This window comes from Sphingopyxis sp. QXT-31 (assembly GCF_001984035.1).
GTDB lineage: Bacteria > Pseudomonadota > Alphaproteobacteria > Sphingomonadales > Sphingomonadaceae > Sphingopyxis.
Genome location: NZ_CP019449.1, coordinates 2,107,405 through 2,130,426, shown reverse-complemented (window position 1 = coordinate 2,130,426; position 23,022 = coordinate 2,107,405). Strand labels below are relative to the sequence as shown.

The window sequence follows — 23,022 nt, the reverse complement described above, 5'->3', positions numbered from 1 at the left end:
CCTACGAGTTTCAAAAGGCTCCGAGCTAAGCTCGGGGCCTTTTGCACGTCTTGGTAATGCGCGGGGTGTGGGTGCTGGGCGACTGGTATCGGGCGGGAGCGGACGTTCGCAGGGTTATGCTCTCTCCCCTTGAGGGGAGAGATACGCAGGCTTGGCAGCCTGCTGCCTAGCCGTAGTTGAGAGGGGTTTCCGACCGCCAGAGGCGTCCAAGCACCCCTCTCCAAGCTTCGCTAACTCCTGACCGAGCAAGCTGCGCTATCCTCTCCCCTCAAGGGGAGAGGGCTTTACGGCAGCTTCCCACCCCAAGACCGACGTAGCCTGCAAATATGGCTTTCCTACATTATCCGGCTGTGCCAGCCTTCATCGGGTGGACAAAAGCGCTCGTTGCCAGACCGGCCGATATGATCGCGCCACCAAGTCCAAACTGGCGCGCGCACGGGGCTGAACTTTCCTGAACTTTAAAGATGTCACGCGGCGACCCACGCCCCGCGCCACCCTTTGACTAGAGGTCAACTGCGCGATTCGCCCGCGACCGCGCCAGTGGAATCGCCTGACGCGCCCGCTCCGTCGCGGCGCGGTCGACCGGCGCCACCACCAGCGTGAAATCCTCGCCCGGCACTGGCTGCGCTTCGCCCAGCACCTCGCCCCACGGCGCGACCGCCAGGCTATGGCCATAGGTCGATCGCCCGTCGGCATGCACTCCCGCCTGCGCCGCCGCGAGCACATGGCAGCCGGTCTCGATCGCCCGCGCGCGCATCAGGACGTGCCAGTGCGCCTCGCCGGTCGAGACGGTGAAGGCGGCGGGAATCGCGAGCAGTTCGGCGCCGCGCTCGGTCAACGCGCGATAGAGTTCGGGGAAGCGCAGGTCGTAACAGATGCTGAGCCCCAGCCGGCCCACGGGCGTATCGACCACGACCAGCGCCTCGCCGCCGGCATAGCTCGACGATTCGCTCCAGTTCTCGCCCGAGGGCAGCGAGACGTCGAACATATGGATCTTGTCGTAGCGCGCCGCGACCGTGCCGTCGGCGGCGATCACATGGCTGCGATTGACCCGGCGGCTGCCGTCGTCGGACAGGAAGGGCGCCGATCCCGTGTGGAGCCACAGCCCGTGGCGCCGTGCCATCGCGCCATAGGTCGCGATCCACGCGCTATCCTCCTCGCGCGCGATATGTGCCGCCGACCGCGCACGGTCGCGGTCGAGCAGCACCGACATTTCGGGTAAAAAGGCCATGATGGCGCCCGCCTCTGCCGCCGCGCCGAGCGCGCGGTCCGTCACCGCCAGATTGGTCTCGGGATCGATGCCGCTCGTCATCTGGACGAGGGCGATCAGGGGTGGGGCAGGGGCATCGGTCATGCCCAAGGGCTAGGCAGATGCGGCGAAGAGAGCAAGCGGCGTGACAGTTCAGTGGCGAGCAAGGTTCGGACGCGTTAAGATGGGGCAATGTCCAGCCTGTCCGCGCCGCTCCCGCGCTTCGCCCGTTCCTTCCTTGCCGTCGGCATCGCCGCCGCCCTGCTTTCGGCGTCGCCCGCCGCGCTCGCGCAGCAGGGGGCCGGCACCGTCCAGGTCCAGCCCGACAGCTGGCTCTACGAGGGCAGCGACATTCCGCGCGATACCGCGTGGCAGTTCGGCACCCTCCCCAACGGCGTGCGTTATGCCGTGCGCAACAATGGCGTGCCCCCGGGACAGGTGTCGATCCGCGTGCGCATGGACGTCGGGTCGATGTTCGAAACCGAGGGCGAGCGCGGCTTTGCGCATCTGCTCGAACATCTGACCTTCCGCGGTTCGGAGCATATTCCCGACGGCGAAGCCAAGCGCATCTGGCAGCGCTTCGGGGTCAGCTTCGGCAGCGATTCGAACGCCCAGACGACGCCGACGCAGACCGCCTATCAACTCGACCTGCCGAGCGCGACCGCGGCGACGCTCGACGAAAGCATGAAATTGCTCGCCGGCATGGTGCGCGAGCCGCTGATCTCGGACACCGCGGTCGCCGCCGAACGCGGGGTCGTCCAGTCCGAACTGCGCGAATCGGACGGGCCGCAGAAGCGGATCGCCGACGCGACCAACGCGCATCTATTCGCCGGCCAATTGCTCGGCGACCGGTCGCCGATCGGCACCTATGAATCACTCGCCGCCGCGCGCGCCGACACCGTCAAGGCGTTTCACGACCGCTGGTACCGCCCCGACCGCGCCGTCGTGGTCATCGTCGGCGACGGCGACCCGGCTGAATTCGCGCGGCTGATCGCCAAATATTATGGCGACTGGAAAGCCGACGGTCCTCCGCCCAAGGCCCCCGATTTCGGCAAGCCCGATCCGAAGGCGCCCGCCGCGCTGCAGATCGTCGAGCCCAATCAGCCGCTGGCGCTGACATTGGCGACGCTGCGCCCATGGGTGAAGCGTATCGACACGGTCGAGAACACCCGGCGCCTCTATCTCGAATTCCTGTCGATCGCGCTGGTCAACCGGCGGCTCGAAAATCGCGCGCGGGCCGGCGGCAGCTATCTGGTCGCCACCGCCGAGCAGCAATATGTCAGCCGCAGCGCCGACGTCACGCTGGCGCAGATCGTGCCGCTCGGCGACTGGAAGGCCGCGCTCGCCGACGTCCGCGGCGTGATCGCCGACGCGACGCAGAACCCGCCCTCGCAGGCCGATATCGACCGCGAGGCGAACGAGATCCAGGCGTTCCTCGTCAAGGAGCTGCAGAATGCGCGCAACGAGCCTGGCGCGCGACTCGCCGACGACATGGTGCGTGCGGTCGATATCGGCGAGACGGTGACCAGCCCGCAGGGGCAGGTCGACATGTTCTCCGCGATCCGCGCTTCGGCGACGCCCGAAGTGATGCTCCAGATCAGCAAGGCGATCTTCTCAGGCCAAGCGACCCGCGTCGTGCTGACCACGCCGACGCCGATCGCGGGCGGCCAGCCCGCGCTGCTCGCCGCGCTCAAGGCGCCCGCGGTGATCCGCGACGACCGGCTCGCCGCCGCCGACGTCAATTTCAATCAGCTGCCCGCGCTCGGCACCCCGACGCCGGTCGTGAAGAGCGAGCGTTTGCTGGGGCTGCGCGCCGAGCGGCTCGAGTTCGGCAATGGCGTCACCGCGCTCGTCTCGAACAATATGGTCGAGCCGGGCAAGGTGCGCGTCAACGTGCGCTTCGGAACCGGCAACCGCAGCGTCGCCGCGAACGAGCCCAACCTGCTGTGGACCGGCGACTATGCCGTGGTCGCGAGCGGCGTCGGCCCGTGGGGGCAGAACGAGATCGACGCGATCACGAACGGGCGCCAGATCCAACTCAATTTCGCGATCGACGACGACGCCTTCGAACTGTCGGCCGAGAGCAAGCCCGAGGATCTCGACGACCAGCTGCGGCTGATCGCGGCGAAGCTCGCCAGCCCGCGCTGGGACGCCGCGCCGGTCGAACGGCTGCGCATCGGTTACCTTACCGGCTATGACCTCAACGATGCGACGCCGAACGCGGTACTCGACCGCAATCTGCGCGGCTGGCTGACCGCCGACGACAAGCGCTGGTCGCCCCCCGACAAGGCGGCGATTGAGGCCTTAACTCCCGCCGCCTTCCGCGCCTTCTGGGAACCGCGGCTCGCGAGCGGGCCGATCGAGGTACAGGTCTTCGGCGACCTGTCGACGGTCGATTATCGCAAGATCCTTTCGGAAACGCTGGGTGCGCTCGCCCCGCGCAAGCCTATCCTGCCCGTGGGCGGGCAGACCGTCGCTTTCGCGCCGCATGTCGCGACCCCCGCGCTCGCCTATCACCGCGGCGACAAGGGACAGGCTGCGGCGATGACCGCTTGGCCGACCAGCGGCGGCCTCGCCAATCCGCGCGATGCGCGCGCGTTCGACGTGCTCGGTGCGATCTTCAACGACCGGCTGTTCGATCGTCTCCGCGCCGATCAGGGCGCGAGCTATGGCCCAGTCGTGGACAATCACTGGCCGACGGGTTTCGACACCGGCGGCTACCTGCTCGTCGGTAGCCTGCTCGCGCCCAAGGACATCGACGGCTTCTATGCGATCGCGCGCGACATCGCCGCCGACCTTGCGGCCAATCCGGTCGGCGCCGACGAACTTGCGCGCAACGCAGGGCCGATCCGCGAACAGGTGACGCGCGCCTCGACGGGCAATGTCTATTGGATGTATCTGCTCGAAGGCGCGACGCGCGACCCGCGCGTCGCCGCATCGGCGCTGTCGATGGAGCAGGATATCGCCGCGGTGACCGCCGGGGATATCCAGCGGCTCGCGAAGCAATATCTGGTTCCCGCGAAACAATGGTCGCTGGCGATCCTGCCCGCTGGGATGACGCTCGCCGAAGCTTCGGCGCTCAGCAAGCCGGCCGGGGCGGCGGGCGGGCGCTAGCCCCGATCGCTGCCCTCGATCGGGCGCCGCACCCGGCGGATGCGCGGTTCGCGCTCGAGTTCGCCCTTGGTCATGATCTCGTGCCGCATCTTGGCGCGTACGTCGTGGATCGAGGCGATCACCGGTCCCATCGCGACACCCAGGTCGATCAGCACCGCCTCGGCGAGCTGCAGCGAGCTTTCGAGCGTCTCGGGCACCGCGTCGGTCGCGCCCGCCTGATAGAGCGCGGCGGCATGGTCCGAATCGCGCGCGCGGCTGATGATCGGCAGGTCGGGATATTTACGGCGCATCGCCTTGGTCATGCGCAGCTGTTGCACCGGATCGTCCATCGTCAGCACGATGGCATGCGCGCTCTCGATGCCCAGCTTGTCGAGGCTGCCCGGGCGCGCGACGTCGGCGAAGCGCACGATGAAGCCCTCGCGCCGCGCCGCCGCGACGGTGTCGATGTCGGCGTCGACCGCGATGTAAGGCCGGCCATGCTCGCGCAGCAATTGCGCGACAGTGTGGCCGACGCGTCCGAAACCGACGACGACGGTACGACCCTCGGGCGTATCCTCGTCCTGGCTCTCGCCGCTGCGCATCTCGATCCGCCGCGCGATGTCGTGGCCGACGCGCGCCAACAGGGGCGTGATCGTCAGCCCGATCGCGGTGACGATCTGCCAGAATTCGGCGGTGCCGCGGCTGATCAACTGCGCCTGCAGCGCGGTGGCGAGCACGATAAGGGTGGTTTCGGACGGGCTCGCCATCAGCAAGCCGACTTCGGCCGCGGTGCCGCGCCGGGCAACGCCCGAGAAGCGCAGCAGCGCGGCGGTGACCAGCGCCTTGACCAGCACGACCCCGACGACCGCGCCGATCAGCAGCGGCCACAGCGCCGCGATGGTCTTGATATTCAGCCCCATGCCGACGCTGATCAGGAAAACCCCGAGCGCGAGGCCCTTGAAGGGCGCGGTGATCGCCTCGACCTCTTCATGATATTCGGTCTCGGCGATCATCAGGCCCGCGAGCAGCGCGCCGACGATCGGCGACAATCCGACCGCGGCGGTCGCCAGCGCCGCGACGATGACGACCAGCAGGCTCGCGGCGAGGAACAGCTCGGGGTCCTTGGCGCGGGCGGCCTGCGCGAAGATCTTGGGCAGCAGGAACCAGCCGCCAATGGCGAGCCCGGCGACTACAAGGACGCCCTGCCATAGCGTCGTCAGCAGCAGTTCGGCGCTGTCACCCGACGCGGTCGGCGACAGCGCGGCGAGGATGAAGATGATCGGGACGAGCGCCAGATCCTCGAAGAGCAGCATCGAAAAGGCCGATTTGCCGACCGCCGACTTGGTGCCCGCGATCGGCAGGACCAGCGCTGTCGAGGAGAGGGCGAGCGCGATGCCGAGACCGTAAGCGGCGGCGGTCGACAGATTGCCGAACAAGAGCAGCGCGGTACCCAAAATGATGCCGCCCAGCGCAAGTTCGGCGGCGCCGATGCCGAATACCAGCTTGCGCAATTGCCACAGGCGGCGAAACGACAGTTCGAGCCCGATCGAGAAGAGCAGCAGCACGATACCAAGCTCGGCGAACAGCGCTATTTCCTCGGCCGATCCGATGGTGACATGCTGTAACCAGGGATAGTCCCCGGTCAGCGACCCCAGCCCCGACGGCCCTACCAGCAAGCCCACGAGGATGAAGCCGATCACCGGCGGCAGGCGAAAGCGGGCGAAGGCGGGAATGACGATGCCCGCCGCGCCCAGCACCACCAGCGCGTCGCCGATGAGCGAAGTTTCTGTTTCCGATACCATAAGGGCCGACCTTATGCAGGCCGGCCCCCCTTGGCTAGATAGCTAAATCGCGGAATACCTCCCCCTCGATGGGGGAGGCAGCGAGACTTACGAACTTGTTCGTTAGTCGCAGCGGTGGGGGTGGACTCTCGGCCCGAGGCAAAGGTGCAAGGACGCACCCTCACCCCCATCCAACTGCGCCTAGCGCCCACGGCGCAAGGCTCCGTATCCTTCCCCCATCGAGGGGGAAGGAAGTGGGATCAGCTACCCATCTTGGCTTCGAGGTTGTCGACGATCGCCTCGAAGAAGCCCTCGGTGGTCAGCCAGTTCTGGTCGGGGCCGATCAGCAGCGCGAGATCCTTGGTCATCTTGCCGCTTTCGACCGTCGCGACGCAGACCTTTTCGAGGTCGTCGGCGAACTTGATCAGCGCGGCGTTGTCGTCGAGCTTGCCGCGGTGCTTGAGCCCGCCGGTCCAGGCGAAGATCGAGGCGATCGGGTTGGTCGAGGTCGCCTTGCCCTGCTGGTGCATACGATAGTGGCGCGTGACGGTGCCGTGCGCGGCTTCGGATTCGACCGTCTGGCCGTCGGGGGTCATCAGTACGCTGGTCATCAGGCCGAGCGAGCCGAAGCCCTGCGCGACCGTATCCGACTGGACGTCGCCGTCGTAATTCTTGCAGGCCCAGACGAACTTGCCCGACCATTTGAGCGCCGAGGCGACCATGTCGTCGATCAGGCGGTGCTCGTAGACGATGCCGAGCGCGTCGAACTGCGCCTTGAATTCGGCGTTGAACACTTCCTCGAACAGGTCCTTGAAGCGGCCGTCATAGGCCTTGAGGATCGTGTTCTTGGTCGACAGATACACCGGCCATTCGCGGGCGAGGCCATAGTTCAGGCTGGCGCGCGCGAAGTCGCGGATCGAATCGTCGAGGTTGTACATGCCCATCGCGACGCCCGACGAGGGGAAGTGGAACACCTCCTCGTCGATCAGCGTGCCGTCCTCGCCTTCGAACACCAGGCGCAGCTTGCCCGGGCCGGGGACGCGGAAATCGGTCGCCTTATACTGGTCGCCGAAGGCGTGGCGGCCGACGACGATCGGGTCGGTCCAGCCGGGGACGAGCCGGGGCACGTTCTTCATGACGATCGGCTCGCGGAACACCACGCCGCCCAGGATGTTGCGGATCGTGCCGTTCGGCGACTTCCACATCTTCTTGAGCCCGAATTCTTCGACGCGCTGTTCGTCGGGGGTGATCGTGGCGCATTTCACGCCCACGCCATATTTCTTGATCGCGTTCGCAGCCTCGACGGTGATCTTGTCGTCGGTGCGGTCGCGCTCCTCGATGCCGAGGTCGTAATAGTGGAGGTCGACGTCGAGATAGGGGAGGATCAGGCGCTCGCGAATCCACTGCCAGATGATCCGCGTCATTTCGTCGCCGTCGAGTTCGACGACCGGGTTCGCTACCTTGATCTTGCCCATATGCGTGCCTTTTCCTTGGGGAGTCGAGTTGCAGCGGGCCTTAGGCAAAGCCGAGGCGTTGGTCAAACGTCACGGTGGAGCGATTGGGGGAACATCGCGCGGCTTATTCCGTTGTCAGTAGGACAGCTCGACCCTAGAAGAAGCCCCATGTCTTCCATCTCTTCCAACCGCCCCGGTGGCGGTATCAAGTGGCACTGGCCCTCGATCCATCCCGAGGGACGCAAATTCGTCCTGATCGCGGCCATCGTCACCCTCTGCTTCTTCCTGCTCGGCTGGCCGATCGTGCCTTGGCTGATGCTCGGCGTCACCGCGTGGGTCGCGGCTTTCTTTCGCGATCCGGTGCGCATCACCCCGGTGGGCGCCGATTATATCGTCGCGCCCGCCGACGGGCTGATCACGCAGATCGCCGAAGTGCCCCCGCCGCCGGAGATCGCGGGCGCCGATGGGCTCGGCGCCGCGCCGATGCTGCGCGTCTCGATCTTCATGAGCGTGTTCGACGTCCACATCAACCGCACCCCGATCGCCGGCACGCTGCGCAAGATCGTCTATATCCCCGGCAAATTCGTCAACGCCGACCTCGACAAGGCGAGCGAGGAGAATGAGCGCCAGCATTTCGTCGTCGAGCGCGCCGACGGCCTGCGCGTCGGTTTCACCCAGATCGCCGGGCTCGTCGCGCGGCGCATCCTGCCCTTCGTCAGCATGGGGCAGGAGGTTTCGACCGGCCAGCGCATCGGGCTGATCCGCTTCGGCAGCCGCGTCGACGTCTATCTGCCCGCGGGCACCACGCCGCAGGTGCTGCTCGGCCAGCGCACGCTGGCGGGCGAAACCGTCGTTGCGCGCATCGGAACGTCTGCGGTCATCGACGGTATCGGGCAGTAAGATGACCGAGCGCGAGGAGGTTCCAGCGGATGCCGCGGGGCGCCGCATCGGCGGAATTCCGCTGCGCGCTTTCGTCCCCAACGCGATCACGATCCTCGCGCTCTGTTCGGGTCTGACCGGGGTCCGTTTCGGCATCGACGGCGAATGGGCAGCGGCGATCACGATGATCATCGTCGCCGGCGTGCTCGACGGCATGGACGGGCGCATCGCCCGGCTGCTTCGCGCGCAGAGCAAGTTCGGCGCCGAGCTCGATTCGCTGTCCGACGTCATCGCCTTCGGCGTTTCGCCGGCGATGATCCTGTTCCTGTGGTCGCTGCAATATGCCCCGAAATTCGGCTGGACCGCGGCGCTCGCGCTCGCGGTCTGCTGCGCGCTCCGCCTCGCGCGCTTCAATTCGCGCATGGATGCCGATTTCCAGCCGCACAAGTCGGCGGGCTTCATGACCGGCATTCCGGCGCCCGCGGGTGCCGGCTTGTCCTTCGTCCCCGTCTATCTGTGGCTGGTGACCGAAAACGACCTGTTTCGTGAGTGGTATGTCGTGATGCCTTGGGCGGTCGGCGTCGCGATGCTGATGATCTCGGCGATCCCGACCTACAGCTGGTCGTCCTTCCGCCTTCGCCGCTCATGGCGGCTGTTCGCGCTGGCAGGCGTGGGGCTGTTCGGCGCGGCGCTGGTGACCGCGCCCTGGTGGACGCTCCTCGGGGTGTGCGCCATCTATCTGACGCTGCTGCCTTTCGGCATCGCCAGCTACGCGCGGGTCAGGCGGCGCGGCTGAGCTGAGGCTCGGCGCGACCGGTCAGCCGGGCGGGGCGGGGCGCGGTGCGGCGATCGCCGCGCTGGCGCAGCTTCACGACATTGGTTGCGGGGCCCGGCTGCGGGGCGTTCTGCATCGGAAAGGCGCCTTCGCCGAGCAGCGACGAGAGAATCGCATTCTCGTTGGTCTTGAGCATCGCGAGGATCACGGTGATGCCCAGCCCGGCGGCAATGGCGAAGAGTAGAGCGGCAGCGACCTGAACCATCATCTTGTCCTTCCGGTTTCTTTGTGCGAAACCATGTCCATCGGTGACGGTTTCGTTACGCAAATCGTTCCATGTTCCCGTTTTGTTCTCAAGCTATTTGCGACGAATGGAGTCATTTTGTCGCCGGGACGAGTCCGTCCGCCGCGCGCGAGTTGGTCACCGATGCGGCGAAAAACGCTCCTTGGCCCTTGCTTTTGACCCCCGCTGCGGTTAACGGCCCGCCCATTCCACATGGAAGGCGCACATAACCGGTGCCGGGTCATCCGCTTGCGGACCTCGGTTCTTGCTTTCCAGAGGACCAACCGGAAGGAGAAAGACCATGGCGGCACCTGTCGTCACGATGCAGAATCTTATCGAAGCTGGCGCCCACTTCGGCCACCAGACCCACCGCTGGAACCCGCGCATGAAGCCGTATATCTTCGGCGCGCGCAACGGCATCCACATTCTCGACCTGTCGCAGACCGTGCCGCTCTTCGCGCGCGCGCTCGAATTCGTCGCTTCTTCGGCGGCCTCGGGCGGCAAGGTGCTGTTCGTCGGCACCAAGCGCCAGGCGCAGGGCCCGATCGCCGATGCGGCTCGCGCCTCGGGCCAGCATTTCGTCAACCACCGCTGGCTGGGCGGCATGCTCACCAACTGGAAGACGATTTCGAACTCGATTAAGCGTCTCAAGACGCTCGAAGAGCAGCTTTCGGGCGACACCTCGGGCCTCACCAAGAAGGAAGTGCTCAACCGCACCCGCGAACGCGACAAGCTCGAAATGTCGCTCGGCGGCATCCGCGACATGGGCGGCATTCCCGACGTGATGTTCGTGATCGACGCGAACAAGGAAGAGCTGGCGATCAAGGAAGCCAATGTTCTCGGTATCCCCGTCGTCGCGATCCTCGATTCGAACGTCTCGCCCGATGGCATCGCCTTCCCGGTTCCGGCGAACGATGACGCCGCGCGCGCCATCCGCCTCTATTGCGATGCGATCGCCCAGGCGGCGACGCGTGGTGGCCAGCAGGCCCGCGCCGATCGCGGCGAGGACCTTGGCGCTGCGGTGAACCCCGTCGCCGAGCCCGTGCTGACCGAAGAAGCGGCCCCGGCCGTCGAGGAAGTCCCGGCTGCCGAAGCTGCCGCTCCGGTGACCGAAGACGAGCAGGTTCCGCCCGAAGCGGCTGCCGAAACCGAACGTCAGAGCGACGCCTAATCCGCTCTGCGGATGCGGGGACGGCGCCGCTTGGTGCGCGCCGTCCCTGTCATCGCATTGACTTATCGCCCCGCCATGCGCGCGGGCGTCCCGCAGGCCGAACCGCGCCTGCCCCTTTGAAAGGAATAGATCATGGCTGAGATTACGGCCGCTCTCGTCAAGGAACTGCGCGACCGCACCGGCGCGGGCATGATGGATTGCAAGAAGGCGCTCGCCGAGAACAACGGCGACATCGAAGCGTCGATCGACTGGTTGCGCACCAAGGGCCTCGCCGCCGCCGCCAAGAAGGCCGGCCGCGTCGCCGCCGAGGGCCTGGTCGGTGTCGCCACCGACGGCACCCGCGGCGCGATGGTCGAGGTCAACAGCGAAACCGACTTCGTCGCCAAGAACGAACAGTTCCAGACCTTCGTCCGCGACGTCACCAACGTGGCGCTCGCCGGCAGCATCACCGACATCGAGGCGCTGGGCGCTGCGAGCTATCCCTCGGGCGGCACCGTCGCCGAGGCGCTGACGCAGAACATCGCCACCATCGGCGAGAACCAGTCGCTGCGCCGCTCGGCGATCATGTCGGTGAACTCGGGCGTCGTGACCGCCTATGTCCACAACGCCGCGGCGCCGGGCATGGGCAAGATCGGCGTGCTCGTCGCGCTCGAATCGACCGCCGGTGCCGACGTTCTCGAACCGCTGGGCAAGCAGCTGGCGATGCACGTCGCCGCCGCTAACCCGCTGGCGCTGAACGGCGACGACCTCGACGCCGACCTCGTCGCGCGCGAACGTGCGATCGCCGAAGAAAAGGCCGCCCAGTCGGGCAAGCCCGCCGACATCGTCGCCAAGATGGTGGACGGCGGCATCGCCAAGTTCCGCAAGGAAAACGCACTGCTGTCGCAGCTGTTCGTGATGGACGGCAAGACCCCGGTCGCCGAAGTCGTCGCGGCCGCCGGCAAGGACGTCGGTGCGACGATCACGCTCAAGGGTTTCACCCGCTTCCAGCTCGGCGAAGGCATCGAGAAGGAAGAAAGCGATTTCGCGGCGGAAGTCGCGGCGGTCGCCGGCGTATAAAAAGAAACGCCGGATTGCCGTGCAGTTGCGCGGCAGTCCGCTTGGCAATGGCGCGTGCCCGCTCTAGGGTGCGCGCCATTCGCATATATAGAGTAGCGAGAGGTTCCCCCCGACATGGCATTGCCCGGCATGAAACGCATTTTGCTCAAGCTGTCGGGCGAGGCGCTGATGGGTTCGACCCCCTTCGGCATCGACCCCGAGACGGTCGCGAGCATGGCGGCCGAGGTCAAGCAGGCCAAGGATAGCGGGCTCGAAATCTGCCTCGTCATCGGCGGCGGCAACATCTTCCGCGGCATGGCGGGCGCCGCCAAGGGCATGGACCGTGCGCAGGCCGATTATATGGGCATGCTCGCGACGGTGATGAACGCGCTCGCGATGCAAAATGCGCTCGAGCAGCTCGGCGTCGAGACGCGCGTCCAGTCGGCGATCGAGATGGACAAAGTGTGCGAGCCGGTGATCCGCCGCCGCGCCGAACGCCACCTGGAAAAAGGGCGCGTCGTGATCTTCGCCGCGGGCGTCGGCGCACCTTATTTCACCACCGACAGCGGCGCCGCGCTCCGCGCCGCCGAGATGAAGTGCGACGCGCTCTTGAAGGGCACCAGCGTCGACGGCGTCTATAACGCCGATCCCAAGCAGGATAAGAATGCGGTGCGCTACGACACACTCAGCTACGACCGCGTGCTCGCCGACAATCTGAAGGTGATGGACGCCAGCGCGGTGGCGCTGTGCCGCGACAATCATATCCCGATCGTGGTGTTCAACATTCGCGAAGCGGGCAATCTGGCGCGCGTGCTGGCGGGTGAGGGTGTCTCGACCGTCGTCAGCGACGCCGCCGGACACGCATAAGAGAGGAAGACATCATGGCGAAATATGACAAGGCCGACCTCGAGCGCCGCATGCACGGCGCGGTCGAATCGCTGAAGAGCGATCTTTCGGGCCTGCGCACCGGCCGCGCGCACACCGCGCTGCTCGATCCGGTGACGGTCGAGGTCTATGGCAGCCACATGCCGCTGAACCAGGTCGCCTCGGTCAGCGCCCCCGAACCGCGCATGCTGTCGGTGCAGGTATGGGACAAGTCGAACGTCGGCCCGGTCGACAAGGCGATCCGCTCGGCGGGTCTCGGCCTCAACCCGATCGTCGACGGCCAGACGCTGCGCCTGCCGATCCCCGAAATGACGCAGGAGCGCCGCAAAGAGCTGTCGAAGCTCGCCGGCCAATATGCCGAAAAGGCCCGCGTCGCGGTGCGCAACGTCCGCCGCGACGGCATGGACAGTCTCAAGGCCGACGAGAATAAGAAGGAAATCAGCGAGGACGAGCGCAAGCGCCACGAAACCGAGGTGCAGAAGCTGACCGACGCGACGATCGCCGAAATCGACACCGCCGCGACCGCCAAGGAAAAGGAAATCCTGGGCTAGTGCTGTCGAGGCCGCACCCTTTTTCCGTTCGTGTCGAGCGAAGTCGAGACACGCCGGGTTCGCGCCAGACTTCACGTGTCTCGACTTCGCTCGACACGAACGGGCTCTGAGGCTCTTGTGACGATTCAGAATCAAGGTGCGCGCCACGTCGCGATCATCATGGACGGCAACGGCCGCTGGGCGAAGAAGCGGCTGCTGCCGCGCGTCGCCGGGCACAAGGCCGGGGTCGAGGCGGTGCGTACGATCGTCCGCGCCGCGGGCGACATGGGGCTGGAGGCGCTGACGCTCTACGCCTTCTCTTCCGAAAATTGGAAACGGCCCGAGGACGAGATCAACGACCTGATGGGGCTAATGAAACGCTTCATCCTCTCCGATCTCGACGAATTCGCCGCGAACGATGTGAAATTGAAGGTCATCGGCGACTGGCGCGCGCTCGCGCCCGACGTCGTCGCGCTGATCGACAAAGCGCTCGAACGTACCTCGGGGAACAAGCGTACGACGCTCGCGGTTGCGCTCAATTATGGCGCGCAGGACGAACTGGTGCGTGCGGCGACTGCCGCCGCCTCCGAAGGGGCGATCACTGCCGAGGCGATCGAGGCGCATCTCGACACCGCCGACATGCCGCCCCTCGACCTGCTCATCCGCACTTCGGGCGAGGTGCGGCTGTCGAATTTCCTGCTCTGGCAGTCGGCCTATGCCGAGCTCTATTTCACCGACAAGCTCTGGCCCGATTTCGCACCCGCCGATCTGCAGGCGGCGCTCGACCAATTTGCGCGGCGCGAACGCCGCTACGGGGGACTTTAAGATCATGGCAGCGGGCAAATCGGATTTGATGGTGCGCGTTGGATCGGCGATCGTGCTGCTGGTCATCGCGGCCGCGGCCTTATGGTTCGGGGGCATCGCCTTTGCGCTGCTGCTGCTCGTCGGCGGCGCGCTGCTGCTCGTCGAATGGTTCGCGCTGGTGCGCGCGATGACGCTGTCGGGCGGCGCGAAGGGCGCGCTCTTTGTCCTCGGTCCGCTACTGACCATCGGCGCGGTCGGGGGCCTGTGGTTCATCCGCGACACGCTCGGCATGACCGCGGCCTTGTGGGTGTTCGCGATGGTGTGGGCGAGCGACATCGGCGCCTATTTCGCCGGACGGGCCTTCGGCGGCGCGCGGCTGGCCCCGAAGATCAGCCCGGCAAAGACCTGGTCGGGGCTGTTCGGCGGCATGATCGCGGCGCTGGTGGTCGGTGCGACGCTCGGTGACCGCGCGGACATCGTCGGTGTGCCTTTGTGGATCGGCCTTGTCATGGGCCTGCTTTCGCAGCTCGGCGACCTCGGCGAGAGCTGGATGAAGCGCCGCGCCGGGGTCAAGGATTCGGGCAAGCTGATCCCCGGCCATGGCGGCATCTTCGACCGCGTCGATGGGCTGCTGCCGGTCGCGCTGATCCTCGGCGGGCTTGCTTTCGCGGGCGAACTCGTCGTGCGAACGGTTCACTGAGATGACGCGCCGCCTCTCGCTGTTCGGTGCCACGGGATCGGTCGGGCAATCGACCCTCGATCTCGTGCGCCGCGACGGCGAGACCTGGTCGGTCGCGGTGCTCACCGCGAACAGCGACGTCGCCGAGCTGGCGAAGCTCGCGCAGGAATTCCGCCCCGCGCTCGCGGTGATCGCTGACGAGGCGCGCTACGCGGACCTTGCCGAGGCGCTCGCCGGAACCGGCATCGAAGCCGCCGCCGGCGCCGATGCGCTGGTCGCGGCGGCCGAGGCGCCTACCGACCTCGTGATGGCGGCGATCGTCGGCTGCGCGGGGCTCGCGCCGACGATGGCCGCGCTCGAAGCGGGCACCCCGGTCGCGCTCGCCAACAAGGAAGCCTTAGTCTCGGCGGGCGCGGTGATGACCGCGGCGTCGCGCGCGTCGGGCGCGCCGATCCTGCCGGTCGACAGCGAGCATAATGCGATCTTCCAGTGCCTCGCAGGCGGGCGGATCGAGCAGGTGCGCCGGATCATCCTGACCGCGAGCGGCGGGCCGTTCCGCACGATGAGCGCCGCCGACATGGCCCGCGTCACCCCGGCGCAGGCGGTTGCGCATCCCAACTGGTCGATGGGCGCGAAGATCAGCGTCGATTCGGCGACGATGATGAACAAGGGCCTCGAACTCATCGAGGCGTTTCACCTGTTCCCGGTCGGGCTCGACCGCATCGAGATCCTCGTCCACCCGCAATCGGTAATCCACAGCCTCGTCGAATATGTCGACTGCTCGACACTCGCGCAGCTGGGCTCGCCCGACATGCGGATTCCCATCGCCAGCGCGCTCGCCTGGCCCGATCGCATGGCGACGCCGTGCGCACCGCTCGACCTTGCGCGCATCGCGCGGCTCGATTTCGAGGCGCCCGACGAGGAGCGTTTTCCTGCCACCGCACTCTGCCGTGCGGCGATCGCCGAGGGCGGTGCGCGCCCGGCGCAGCTCAACGCCGCGAACGAGGTGGCGGTCGCCGCCTTCCTCGCGGGACGCATTTCCTTTCCCGCGATCGTCGATACGGTGCGGCGCGTGCTCGATGCCGACGCGCCCGCCGCCCCGGCCTCGCTTCACGACATATTCAGCGTCGATGCGTCATCGCGCGCGGCTGCGCAGCATTTTGTGGACCGATACGAACATGCTTGAGTCCCCGGGTTTCCTCTTCACCGTGCTGGCCTTTCTGGTCGTGCTCGGCCCGCTCGTGTTCGTGCACGAATATGGCCATTATATCGTCGGGCGCTGGTGCGGGGTGAAGGCGGACACCTTTTCGATCGGTTTCGGCCGCCGCATCCTCGGCTGGACCGACAAGCGCGGCACCGAATGGAAGATCGGCTGGCTGCCGCTCGGCGGCTATGTCCAGTTCGCCGGCGACCGCGACGCGGTCAGCCAGCCCGACGCCGAGTGGCAGAACCTGCCGGCGGACGAGCGCTCGCACACCTTTCCCGCCCAACCGGTGTGGAAACGCGCGCTGATCGTCGCCGCGGGACCGGTGACCAATTTTCTCTTCGCGATCCTGATCCTCGCTGGCTTCGCGTGGATCGGCGGGATAGCGACCAACCCGGCGGTTGTCGGTCAGGTCCAGCCCCGCTCCGCCGCGGCCGTTGCGGGTTTGGCGCCTGGCGACCGCATCGTGTCGATCGACGGCCGTGCGATGGAGCGCTTCACCGACATCCAGATGGCCGTTGTTCACCGTCCGGGCGAGATCATGGACGTTCAGGTCGAGCGCGCCGGGGTCGAGCGGACGATCCCCATCGCGCCGCGCCTGATCAAGGAAAAGGATCCGTTCGGCAATAATGTCGAACGCGCGGTTATCGGCATTTCACCAGGACCGCCGGTCTTCGAGCCCGTGCCACTGATCGAGGCGCCCCGGGTGGCGGTCCGCCAGACGGCCCAGATCGTGCGCCAGACGCTCGAGGTCCTCGGCCAGTTCCTCACCGGCAACCGCTCGATCAAGGACCTCAGCGGGCCGGTCAAGATCGCCAAGGTTTCGGGCGAGGCGGCGACGCTGGGCCCCGAGGCGCTGATCTTCTTCATCGCACTGATCTCCATCAATCTGGGGTTCATAAATCTGTTGCCATTGCCGATGCTCGATGGTGGCCATTTGCTTTTTTACGGTTATGAAGCGGTGCGGCGGCGGCCGGCGCCCCCGCAGGCCCAGGAATGGGCCTTTCGTTTCGGCTTTGCGGCGATCGTCACGCTGATGCTGGTCGTGACTTTCAACGATTTGGGCTCAATCGGGGTTTGGGACCGGATCGCGCGCTTGATTGGATAAGCGGACTGGGGCAGGAGTGCGCGCGGACCCGTGGGCAAGCGGGTTTGTCGCTTTTTTGAGTATTTTTGCGGGATGAACAGCGTGGCTTCACAGAAATTTTCGGCGCAGGCGCGTTTGGCTGCGTTCCTCATGGCTGGAACGATGCTTGCTGGCCCCGCGCTGGCCCAGGGCGTCCAGCCTCCCGTCGTCCCCGCGCCGACCGTTCCGGCACCCGCCGCCGAGGCCGTCCCCGCGGCGACCACCGTCCGTTCGATCACCGTCACCGGCAATCAGCGGCTTGAGGCGCAGACGATCCTGTCGTACCTGCGCCTGCGTGTCGGCCAGACCTACAACCGCGCGACGCTCGACCAGGCGCTCAAGGACCTTGCCGCGACCGAATTGTTCAAGGATTTCCAGATCAACGACGACAATGGCGCGTTGACGATCCAGGTCGTGGAAAATCCGGTGATCAACCGTGTCATCCTGGAGGGCAACAAGCGCCTCAAGGAAGACAAGATCCGTCCCGAGATCAAGCTCGCGCCGCGCCAGATCTTCACCCGGTCGAAGGTCCGCGCCGACGTCGCGCGCATCATCGAGCTTTACAAGCGCCAGGGCCGCTTCGCCGCGACGGTCGAGCCCAAGATGGTGTCGCTCGACCAGAACCGCGTCGACGTCGTCTTCGAAATCAACGAGGGGCCGAAGTCGAAGGTCCGCCAGATCAACATCATCGGCAACGAGAAGTTCAGCGACGGCGACCTCAAGGACGAGATGGCGACCAAGGAATCGGGGCTGCTGACGATCCTGTCGTCGAACACCAGCTACGATCCCGACCGCTTGGCCTATGACCAGCAGAAGATTCGCCTGTTCTACCTGTCGAACGGCTATGCTGACTTCCGGGTGATTTCGGCGGTCGCCGAGCTGACCAGCAACAAGCAGGACTTCATCATCACCTATGTGGTCGAGGAAGGCGAACGCTACAAATTCGGCAAGGTCGACGTCGAAAGCGAGCTGCGCGATTTCCGGCCCGAAACGCTGAAGACGCTGCTGCCGATGAAGACCGGCGACTGGTACGACGCCAAGCAGGTCGAAGACACGGTCGAAAGTCTCAGCGAGACCGCGGGCCTGTTCGGCTACGCCTTTGCCGACATCAACCCCGAATTCCGCCGCGACCCCGAAACGCGGACGATGGACATCACCTTCAACGTCGCCGAGAGCCCGCGGACGTACGTCGAGCGCATCGACGTCAACGGCAACACGCTGACGCAGGACAAGGTCGTGCGCCGCGAATTTCGCCTGAACGAGGGCGACGCCTTCAACAGCTTCGGCGTCAAGCGCACCGAGAACCGCATCAACAGCCTCGGCTATTTCCAGGAAAATCTGGAGATAGAGCGCAAGGAGGGCAGCGCCCCCGACCGCATCATCCTGGAAACCAACGTCGAGGAAAAGCCGACCGGCGAACTCTCGCTGTCGGCGGGTTTCTCGTCGATCGAGAATTTCCTGCTCCAGGCGTCGGTCCGTCAGCGCAACTTCCGCGGCCTTGGTCAGCAGCTGCAGGCGTCGGTCAATTATTCGAGCTATTCAAAATCGGTCGAACTCGGTTTCACCGAGCCCTATCTGTTCGACCGCAACATCTCGATCGGCGGCAGCGTCTATCGCCGCGACTTGAACTCGTTCAACTTCATCGACAACGACCGCCGCACGACCTTCCAGCAGGTGACGACCGGCGCCCAGATCACCGTCGGCGTGCCGCTCACCGAATATCTGTCGGCGTTCGGCCGCTACAGCCTCAATTTCGACGATGTCACGCTCGACCGCTCGATCTATTATTTCGGCGACAATTGCGACCCGCTCGTCGCGGGCCGCTATCTGTGCGACGCGATCGGCAAGCGCACGACCTCGCTGCTCGGCTATACCATCGCCTATGACGACCGTGACAATCGCCTGCGCCCGACCCGCGGCCAGTCGCTTTCGCTCAGCCAGGATTTTGCCGGCCTCGGCGGCAGTGTCAAATATGTCCGCACCCGCGTGAACGCGTCGAAGCATTTCAACCTCGGCAGCCGCTTTATCCTCAATTTCTCGGCCGAGGGTGGCTATATCTATCCCTTCGGCGGTCGCCCGACCCCGACGAGCGACAAGGTCCGCCTGACCGATCGCTTCTTCCTTGGCGAGCCGCAGATGCGCGGCTTCGACATCCGCGGGGTCGGACCGCGGGTGATCCGCTATTCGGTGGACAACACCAATCCGGCCGCCCCCGTGGTCGTGACCGACACCGACAATCGCGGACAGATCGACGATGCGCTCGGTGGCCGCGCCTATTACCAGGGCCGGATCGAGCTCGACATCCCGCTGGGTACGGGCGCGAAGGAACTGGGACTGCGGCCGTCGGTATTCCTCGACGTCGGCTCGGTGTTCGGGGTTCGCAGACCGCAGCTGACGACCTTGGCGACATTCACCGATCCCGCCGATGGCCTGGCCAAGAACCTCTGCCGCAACGGCACGACCGGCGCGCCGCCGACCTTCGGATCGAATATCAATCCGACGACCGGCGCGGTTGAAACGCAATATCGTTATTGCCCGACCGGCACGACCTCGAACCTCGAGCCGTTCGAGGAACGCTTCTTCGGTGACACCTGGCTGCCGCGCGTCGCGATCGGCGCCGGCGTCAACTGGAACTCTCCTTTCGGTCCTTTCCGGATCGATTTCGCTTACGCCCTTCGCAAAGAAGAGGGCGATGACACCAAACGCTTCTCATTCAACGTAGGAACCCAATTCTAATGAAGAAAATTCTTGTCGCATCGGCGCTGGCGATCGCCACGTTGTCGGTTTCGCCGATGCTCGCCACCCCGGCCTTCGCGCAGGCGAAGGGCGTTGCCGTCGCCGACGTTCGTGTCGCCGCCGCACGTTCGACCGCCTTCACCACCGCCTCGCAGCAGATCGAGACGACCTACAAGGCCCAGATCGACCAGCAGAACACGCGCGCCCAGACGCTTCAGGCCGAGGTCAACGTCCTCATCGCCAAATATAATGAAGAGGCGAAGAAGAGCCCGCAGAACCAGACCGCGCTCCAGGCCGCGGGCAAGGCCGTGCAGGACAAGCGCCAGGCCGCGCAGACCGAACTCGGCCAGATCGGCGCGCCGGTCGAGCTCGCCATCGCCTACGTCGAGGACCAGATCAGCGTTCGCATGAACGAGGCGATCAAGGCCGCGATGACAGCGAAGAAGGTCGACCTGCTGCTCAACCCCGACGCGGTGCTGGCGCGCGAGAACAATGTCGATATCACCGACGCCGTGGTGACCGAACTCAACCGCATCCTGCCCAACGTCTCGATCGCGGTGCCCGCGGGTTATCAGCCGGGCCAGCTCGTTCAGCAGCGCAACCAGCAGCTGATGGACGCTGCCCGCGCCGCGCAGCCGGGCGCCGCGCCGGCACCGGCCGGCAGCGCGCCGACCACCCGCTAAGATCGTGGCGGACGGGGGAAAGTCGGACGGCGCCATGGGTCCGGTGGATATCCGCCGGATCCTGACGCTGCTGCCGCATCGTTATCCGATGTTGCTCGTCGACCGGGTGGAAGCGATGGTGAAAGACACCTCGATCCACGCGGTCAAGGCGGTGACGATGAACGAGCCCTTCTTTCAGGGCCATTTCCCCGGCCGGCCGATCATGCCCGGCGTTCTCATCGTCGAGGCGCTGGCGCAGGCCGGCGGCATCCTCGCGGTCGAATCGCTCGGCCTCGGCGGCTCGGGCAAGCTCGTCTATTTCATGGGGATCGACGGGGTGAAGTTCAGGAAGCCGGTCGAACCCGGCGTGCTGCTCGACCTCCACGTCACCATTCTCCAGGCGAAGCGCAACATCTGCAAGTTTGAGGGACGCGCGATGCTCGGCGGACAACTGGCGACCGAATGCCAGTTCACCGCAATGATCGCCGATCCGCCGACGGACTAAGCACCGCTTGCAAATTATGGCTTTCGTCGTTAGGGGACGCCGCTTCGCGGCCCCGGACGGGGAAGCATCGACTCACGCTGCTGGTCGGAAACCAGCGGCACAGGAGCCCTAGACATGAAAAAAGACATTCACCCCGCGTACCACATGATCACGGTCAAGATGACCGATGGCACCGAATATCAGACGCGCTCGACCTGGGGCAAAGAGGGCGACGTGATGACGCTCGAAATCGACCCCACCGCGCACCCGGCGTGGACCGGCGGCACCGGTCGCCTGCTCGACGCCGGCGGTCAGGTCGCGAAGTTCAACAAGCGCTTCGGTGGCCTCACCCTCAAGCGTTAATTCGCTCCCGGCTTACGCTAGGACCTTTGCAAGCGCGCTTTGCCACCCGGCAAGGCGCGTTTTGCGTTTCTGCGCGTCGAGCGCGGGCGTGAACCGCGTCGCGGTGCCGCGCATCGCTTGCGCCGCGCTCGCCAGATCGGGGTAGAGCCCGGCGCCCGTCGCCGCCAGCATCGCCGCGCCCAGCGCGGTGCTCTCGACGAAATCGGGGCGCTCCACGACCAGGTCGAGCATGTCGGCCAGATCCTGCGCCATCCAGTCGTTCGCGGCCATGCCGCCGTCGATGCGGAGTTCCGCCCAGTCGACCCCGTCGGCGGCGTAGGCCGATTTGAGGTCGTGCGCCTGATAGGCCTGCGCTTCCAAGGCCGCGCGCGCGACATGTGCCTTCGTGCTGGCGAAACTCAGCCCCGATAGCGCCGCCAGCGCTTCGGGGCGCCAGTGCGGCGCGCCGAGCCCGGCGAGGGCAGGGACCAAATAGACCCCGCCATTGTCGTCGACCGAGCGCGCCAGCCCCTCGCTCTCGCCCGCGCTCGCGAGCAGGCCGAGCCCGTCGCGGAGCCATTTGATCAGGCTGCCCGCGACGAACACCGACCCCTCGAGCGCGTAGCTGCGTTGATCGCCTTCCTGCACCAGCACCGTCGCGAGCAGGCGGTTGGTCGATACCGGCCGCGTCGTGCCGCTCGCCGACAGGATGAAGGCGCCGGTGCCGAAGGTTGCCTTGGTCTGGCCGGGCGCAAGACACGCTTGCCCGATTGTCGCGGCCTGCTGGTCGCCCGCCATGCCGCTGATCGGGATCGCGCCGCCGAACAGCGCCGGGGCGGTCTCGCCCACCGTCGCAGTACAGCCGGCGATCTCGGGCAGCAGCGCCATCGGCACCCCGAGCAAATCGCAGAGCCCCGAGTCCCAGCCGCCAGCGCCGTTGATATCCATCAGCAGCGTCCGCGACGCATTGCTCGCGTCGCTGACATGCACCCCCCCGGTCAGGCGATAAACCAGATAGGATTCGATCGTCCCGACCGCGAGCCGCTCACCGGCTTCGCGCAATTGCGGCCAGTTCTTCAGCGCCCAGCCGATCTTGCTGCCCGAAAAATAGGGATCGAGCAGCAACCCCGATTTTGCCTGAACGGCGGCCTCGTGCCCTGCTTCCTTCAGCGCAGCGCAGTCGGCGGCGGTACGGCGGTCCTGCCACACGATCGCGGGGGCCAGCGGCTCGCCGGTCGTCCGGTCCCAAAAGACCACGGTCTCGCGCTGGTTGGTGATCCCGATCGCCGCGACCGCATCGGCGCCGCCCGCCTGCGCGATCATCTCGCGCGTGCAGGCGAGGGTGGCCTCCCAGATTTCGGCCGCGTCATGCTCGACCAGCCCGGGGCCTGGATAATGCTGCTTGAACTCGCGCTGCGCGCTGCCGAGCGGGGTGCCGTCGGCACCGAAAAGCATCGTGCGGGTCGAGGTCGTGCCCTCGTCGATGACGATGATCTTTTCCGACATCTGACTACCCCTTATCCGTTCGTGCCGAGCTTGTCGAAGCACCGTTTTTCTGTTTCAACCTTGATGAAGAAAGAACGGCCCTTCGACAAGCTCAGGGCGAGCGGTTTGAAGAATCGCGCAATTATCTTGCAAAACTGCGCAAGCCATGCCATATGTTGTGCAGCGCAGCATGGCGGGACCACCCGCCGCAACCACCGGCAGCGTGATTTTCCCGCCCAAAACTCAGGCGCGGGACGAGCCGGAACAGCGCTTTGTCCCCAGAGGCACCCTTTCACGCGGGTCGTTTCGAACCCGCGGCCCGTGCGCCGTCCGTTCGATGCGAACGGATGCGCCTGCGCGTC

20 protein-coding genes are annotated in these 23,022 nt (G+C 66.1%); 15 read left to right on the top strand and 5 right to left on the bottom strand.

Features of this window, described 5'->3' with window-relative positions; all coding sequences use genetic code 11:
• Nucleotides 1-502 precede the first annotated feature (502 nt).
• Nucleotides 503-1,354 carry a carbon-nitrogen hydrolase family protein gene (locus BWQ93_RS10220; RefSeq protein WP_077030453.1) on the bottom strand — a complete coding sequence of 284 codons (852 nt, stop codon included), beginning with the start codon at nucleotides 1,352-1,354 and terminating at the stop codon, nucleotides 503-505.
• An 87-nt stretch (nucleotides 1,355-1,441) separates the two neighbouring features.
• Here BWQ93_RS10220 and BWQ93_RS10215 point away from each other — a divergent pair, with 87 nt between their 5' ends.
• Nucleotides 1,442-4,363 carry a M16 family metallopeptidase gene (locus BWQ93_RS10215; RefSeq protein ID WP_077030452.1) on the top strand — a complete coding sequence of 974 codons (2,922 nt, stop codon included), beginning with the start codon at nucleotides 1,442-1,444 and terminating at the stop codon, nucleotides 4,361-4,363.
• On the opposite strand, the gene BWQ93_RS10210 is transcribed toward BWQ93_RS10215, so the two are convergent.
• Together BWQ93_RS10210 and BWQ93_RS10205 are read right to left on the bottom strand one after the other, a co-directional pair.
• Nucleotides 4,360-6,144, bottom strand: coding sequence for a cation:proton antiporter domain-containing protein (locus BWQ93_RS10210; protein WP_077030451.1), 1,785 nt, complete (start codon nucleotides 6,142-6,144; stop codon nucleotides 4,360-4,362). The genes BWQ93_RS10215 and BWQ93_RS10210 overlap by 4 nt on opposite strands.
• A 239-nt stretch (nucleotides 6,145-6,383) precedes the next feature.
• On the bottom strand, nucleotides 6,384-7,598 hold the full coding sequence (locus tag BWQ93_RS10205) for an NADP-dependent isocitrate dehydrogenase (protein ID WP_077030450.1): 1,215 nt from the start codon (nucleotides 7,596-7,598) through the stop codon (nucleotides 6,384-6,386).
• A gap of 147 nt (nucleotides 7,599-7,745) precedes the next feature.
• Here BWQ93_RS10205 and BWQ93_RS10200 point away from each other — a divergent pair, with 147 nt between their 5' ends.
• Nucleotides 7,746-8,477, top strand: a complete 732-nt coding sequence (locus BWQ93_RS10200) for a phosphatidylserine decarboxylase (RefSeq protein WP_077030449.1) — start codon at nucleotides 7,746-7,748, stop codon at nucleotides 8,475-8,477.
• Nucleotide 8,478: 1 nt separating this feature from the next.
• Complete coding sequence (locus tag BWQ93_RS10195; RefSeq protein WP_077030448.1) at nucleotides 8,479-9,252, top strand: CDP-alcohol phosphatidyltransferase family protein; 774 nt, start codon at nucleotides 8,479-8,481, stop codon at nucleotides 9,250-9,252.
• On the opposite strand, the gene BWQ93_RS10190 is transcribed toward BWQ93_RS10195, so the two are convergent.
• Nucleotides 9,236-9,499, bottom strand: coding sequence for a hypothetical protein (locus BWQ93_RS10190; protein WP_198040547.1), 264 nt, complete (start codon nucleotides 9,497-9,499; stop codon nucleotides 9,236-9,238). The genes BWQ93_RS10195 and BWQ93_RS10190 overlap by 17 nt on opposite strands.
• Before the next feature lie 316 nt (nucleotides 9,500-9,815).
• On the opposite strand from BWQ93_RS10190, the gene rpsB reads away from it, so the two are divergent.
• The 12 genes from rpsB (at nucleotide 9,816) to rpmE (ending at nucleotide 21,196) form a co-directional block, all read left to right on the top strand.
• The gene (gene rpsB, locus BWQ93_RS10185) at nucleotides 9,816-10,685 is read left to right on the top strand and encodes a 30S ribosomal protein S2 (protein WP_077030447.1); all 870 of its coding nucleotides are present in this window, start codon (nucleotides 9,816-9,818) and stop codon (nucleotides 10,683-10,685) included.
• A 132-nt stretch (nucleotides 10,686-10,817) separates the two neighbouring features.
• Nucleotides 10,818-11,744, top strand: a complete 927-nt coding sequence (gene tsf / locus BWQ93_RS10180; RefSeq protein ID WP_077030446.1) for a translation elongation factor Ts — start codon at nucleotides 10,818-10,820, stop codon at nucleotides 11,742-11,744.
• A gap of 114 nt (nucleotides 11,745-11,858) precedes the next feature.
• Entirely contained in the window at nucleotides 11,859-12,590 is a 732-nt protein-coding gene (pyrH, locus tag BWQ93_RS10175) for a UMP kinase (protein ID WP_077030445.1), read from the top strand.
• Nucleotides 12,591-12,604: 14 nt separating this feature from the next.
• A complete protein-coding gene (gene frr, locus BWQ93_RS10170; protein ID WP_077030444.1) occupies nucleotides 12,605-13,159 on the top strand; it encodes a ribosome recycling factor in 555 nt (184 codons plus the stop codon).
• Nucleotides 13,160-13,276: 117 nt separating this feature from the next.
• Nucleotides 13,277-13,963, top strand: coding sequence for a polyprenyl diphosphate synthase (uppS, locus tag BWQ93_RS10165; protein ID WP_077030443.1), 687 nt, complete (start codon nucleotides 13,277-13,279; stop codon nucleotides 13,961-13,963).
• A gap of 4 nt (nucleotides 13,964-13,967) precedes the next feature.
• A complete protein-coding gene (locus BWQ93_RS10160; RefSeq protein ID WP_077030442.1) occupies nucleotides 13,968-14,642 on the top strand; it encodes a phosphatidate cytidylyltransferase in 675 nt (224 codons plus the stop codon).
• A gap of 1 nt (nucleotide 14,643) precedes the next feature.
• Entirely contained in the window at nucleotides 14,644-15,807 is a 1,164-nt protein-coding gene (locus BWQ93_RS10155) for a 1-deoxy-D-xylulose-5-phosphate reductoisomerase (RefSeq protein WP_077030441.1), read from the top strand.
• Complete coding sequence (rseP, locus tag BWQ93_RS10150; protein ID WP_077030440.1) at nucleotides 15,800-16,933, top strand: RIP metalloprotease RseP; 1,134 nt, start codon at nucleotides 15,800-15,802, stop codon at nucleotides 16,931-16,933. Before BWQ93_RS10155 ends, rseP begins: the two co-directional genes overlap by 8 nt.
• A gap of 72 nt (nucleotides 16,934-17,005) precedes the next feature.
• Nucleotides 17,006-19,687 carry an outer membrane protein assembly factor BamA gene (gene bamA / locus BWQ93_RS10145; RefSeq protein WP_077030439.1) on the top strand — a complete coding sequence of 894 codons (2,682 nt, stop codon included), beginning with the start codon at nucleotides 17,006-17,008 and terminating at the stop codon, nucleotides 19,685-19,687.
• Nucleotides 19,687-20,370, top strand: a complete 684-nt coding sequence (locus tag BWQ93_RS10140; RefSeq protein ID WP_077030438.1) for an OmpH family outer membrane protein — start codon at nucleotides 19,687-19,689, stop codon at nucleotides 20,368-20,370. Before bamA ends, BWQ93_RS10140 begins: the two co-directional genes overlap by 1 nt.
• Nucleotides 20,371-20,404: 34 nt before the next feature.
• Entirely contained in the window at nucleotides 20,405-20,854 is a 450-nt protein-coding gene (gene fabZ, locus BWQ93_RS10135) for a 3-hydroxyacyl-ACP dehydratase FabZ (RefSeq protein ID WP_077030437.1), read from the top strand.
• A 114-nt stretch (nucleotides 20,855-20,968) separates the two neighbouring features.
• On the top strand, nucleotides 20,969-21,196 hold the full coding sequence (gene rpmE / locus BWQ93_RS10130) for a 50S ribosomal protein L31 (protein WP_077030436.1): 228 nt from the start codon (nucleotides 20,969-20,971) through the stop codon (nucleotides 21,194-21,196).
• 12 nt (nucleotides 21,197-21,208) lie between these two features.
• On the opposite strand, the gene BWQ93_RS10125 is transcribed toward rpmE, so the two are convergent.
• Nucleotides 21,209-22,681 (bottom strand): glycerol kinase, encoded by a 1,473-nt coding sequence (locus BWQ93_RS10125; protein WP_077030435.1) that lies wholly within the window; start codon nucleotides 22,679-22,681, stop codon nucleotides 21,209-21,211.
• Nucleotides 22,682-23,022 lie beyond the last annotated feature (341 nt).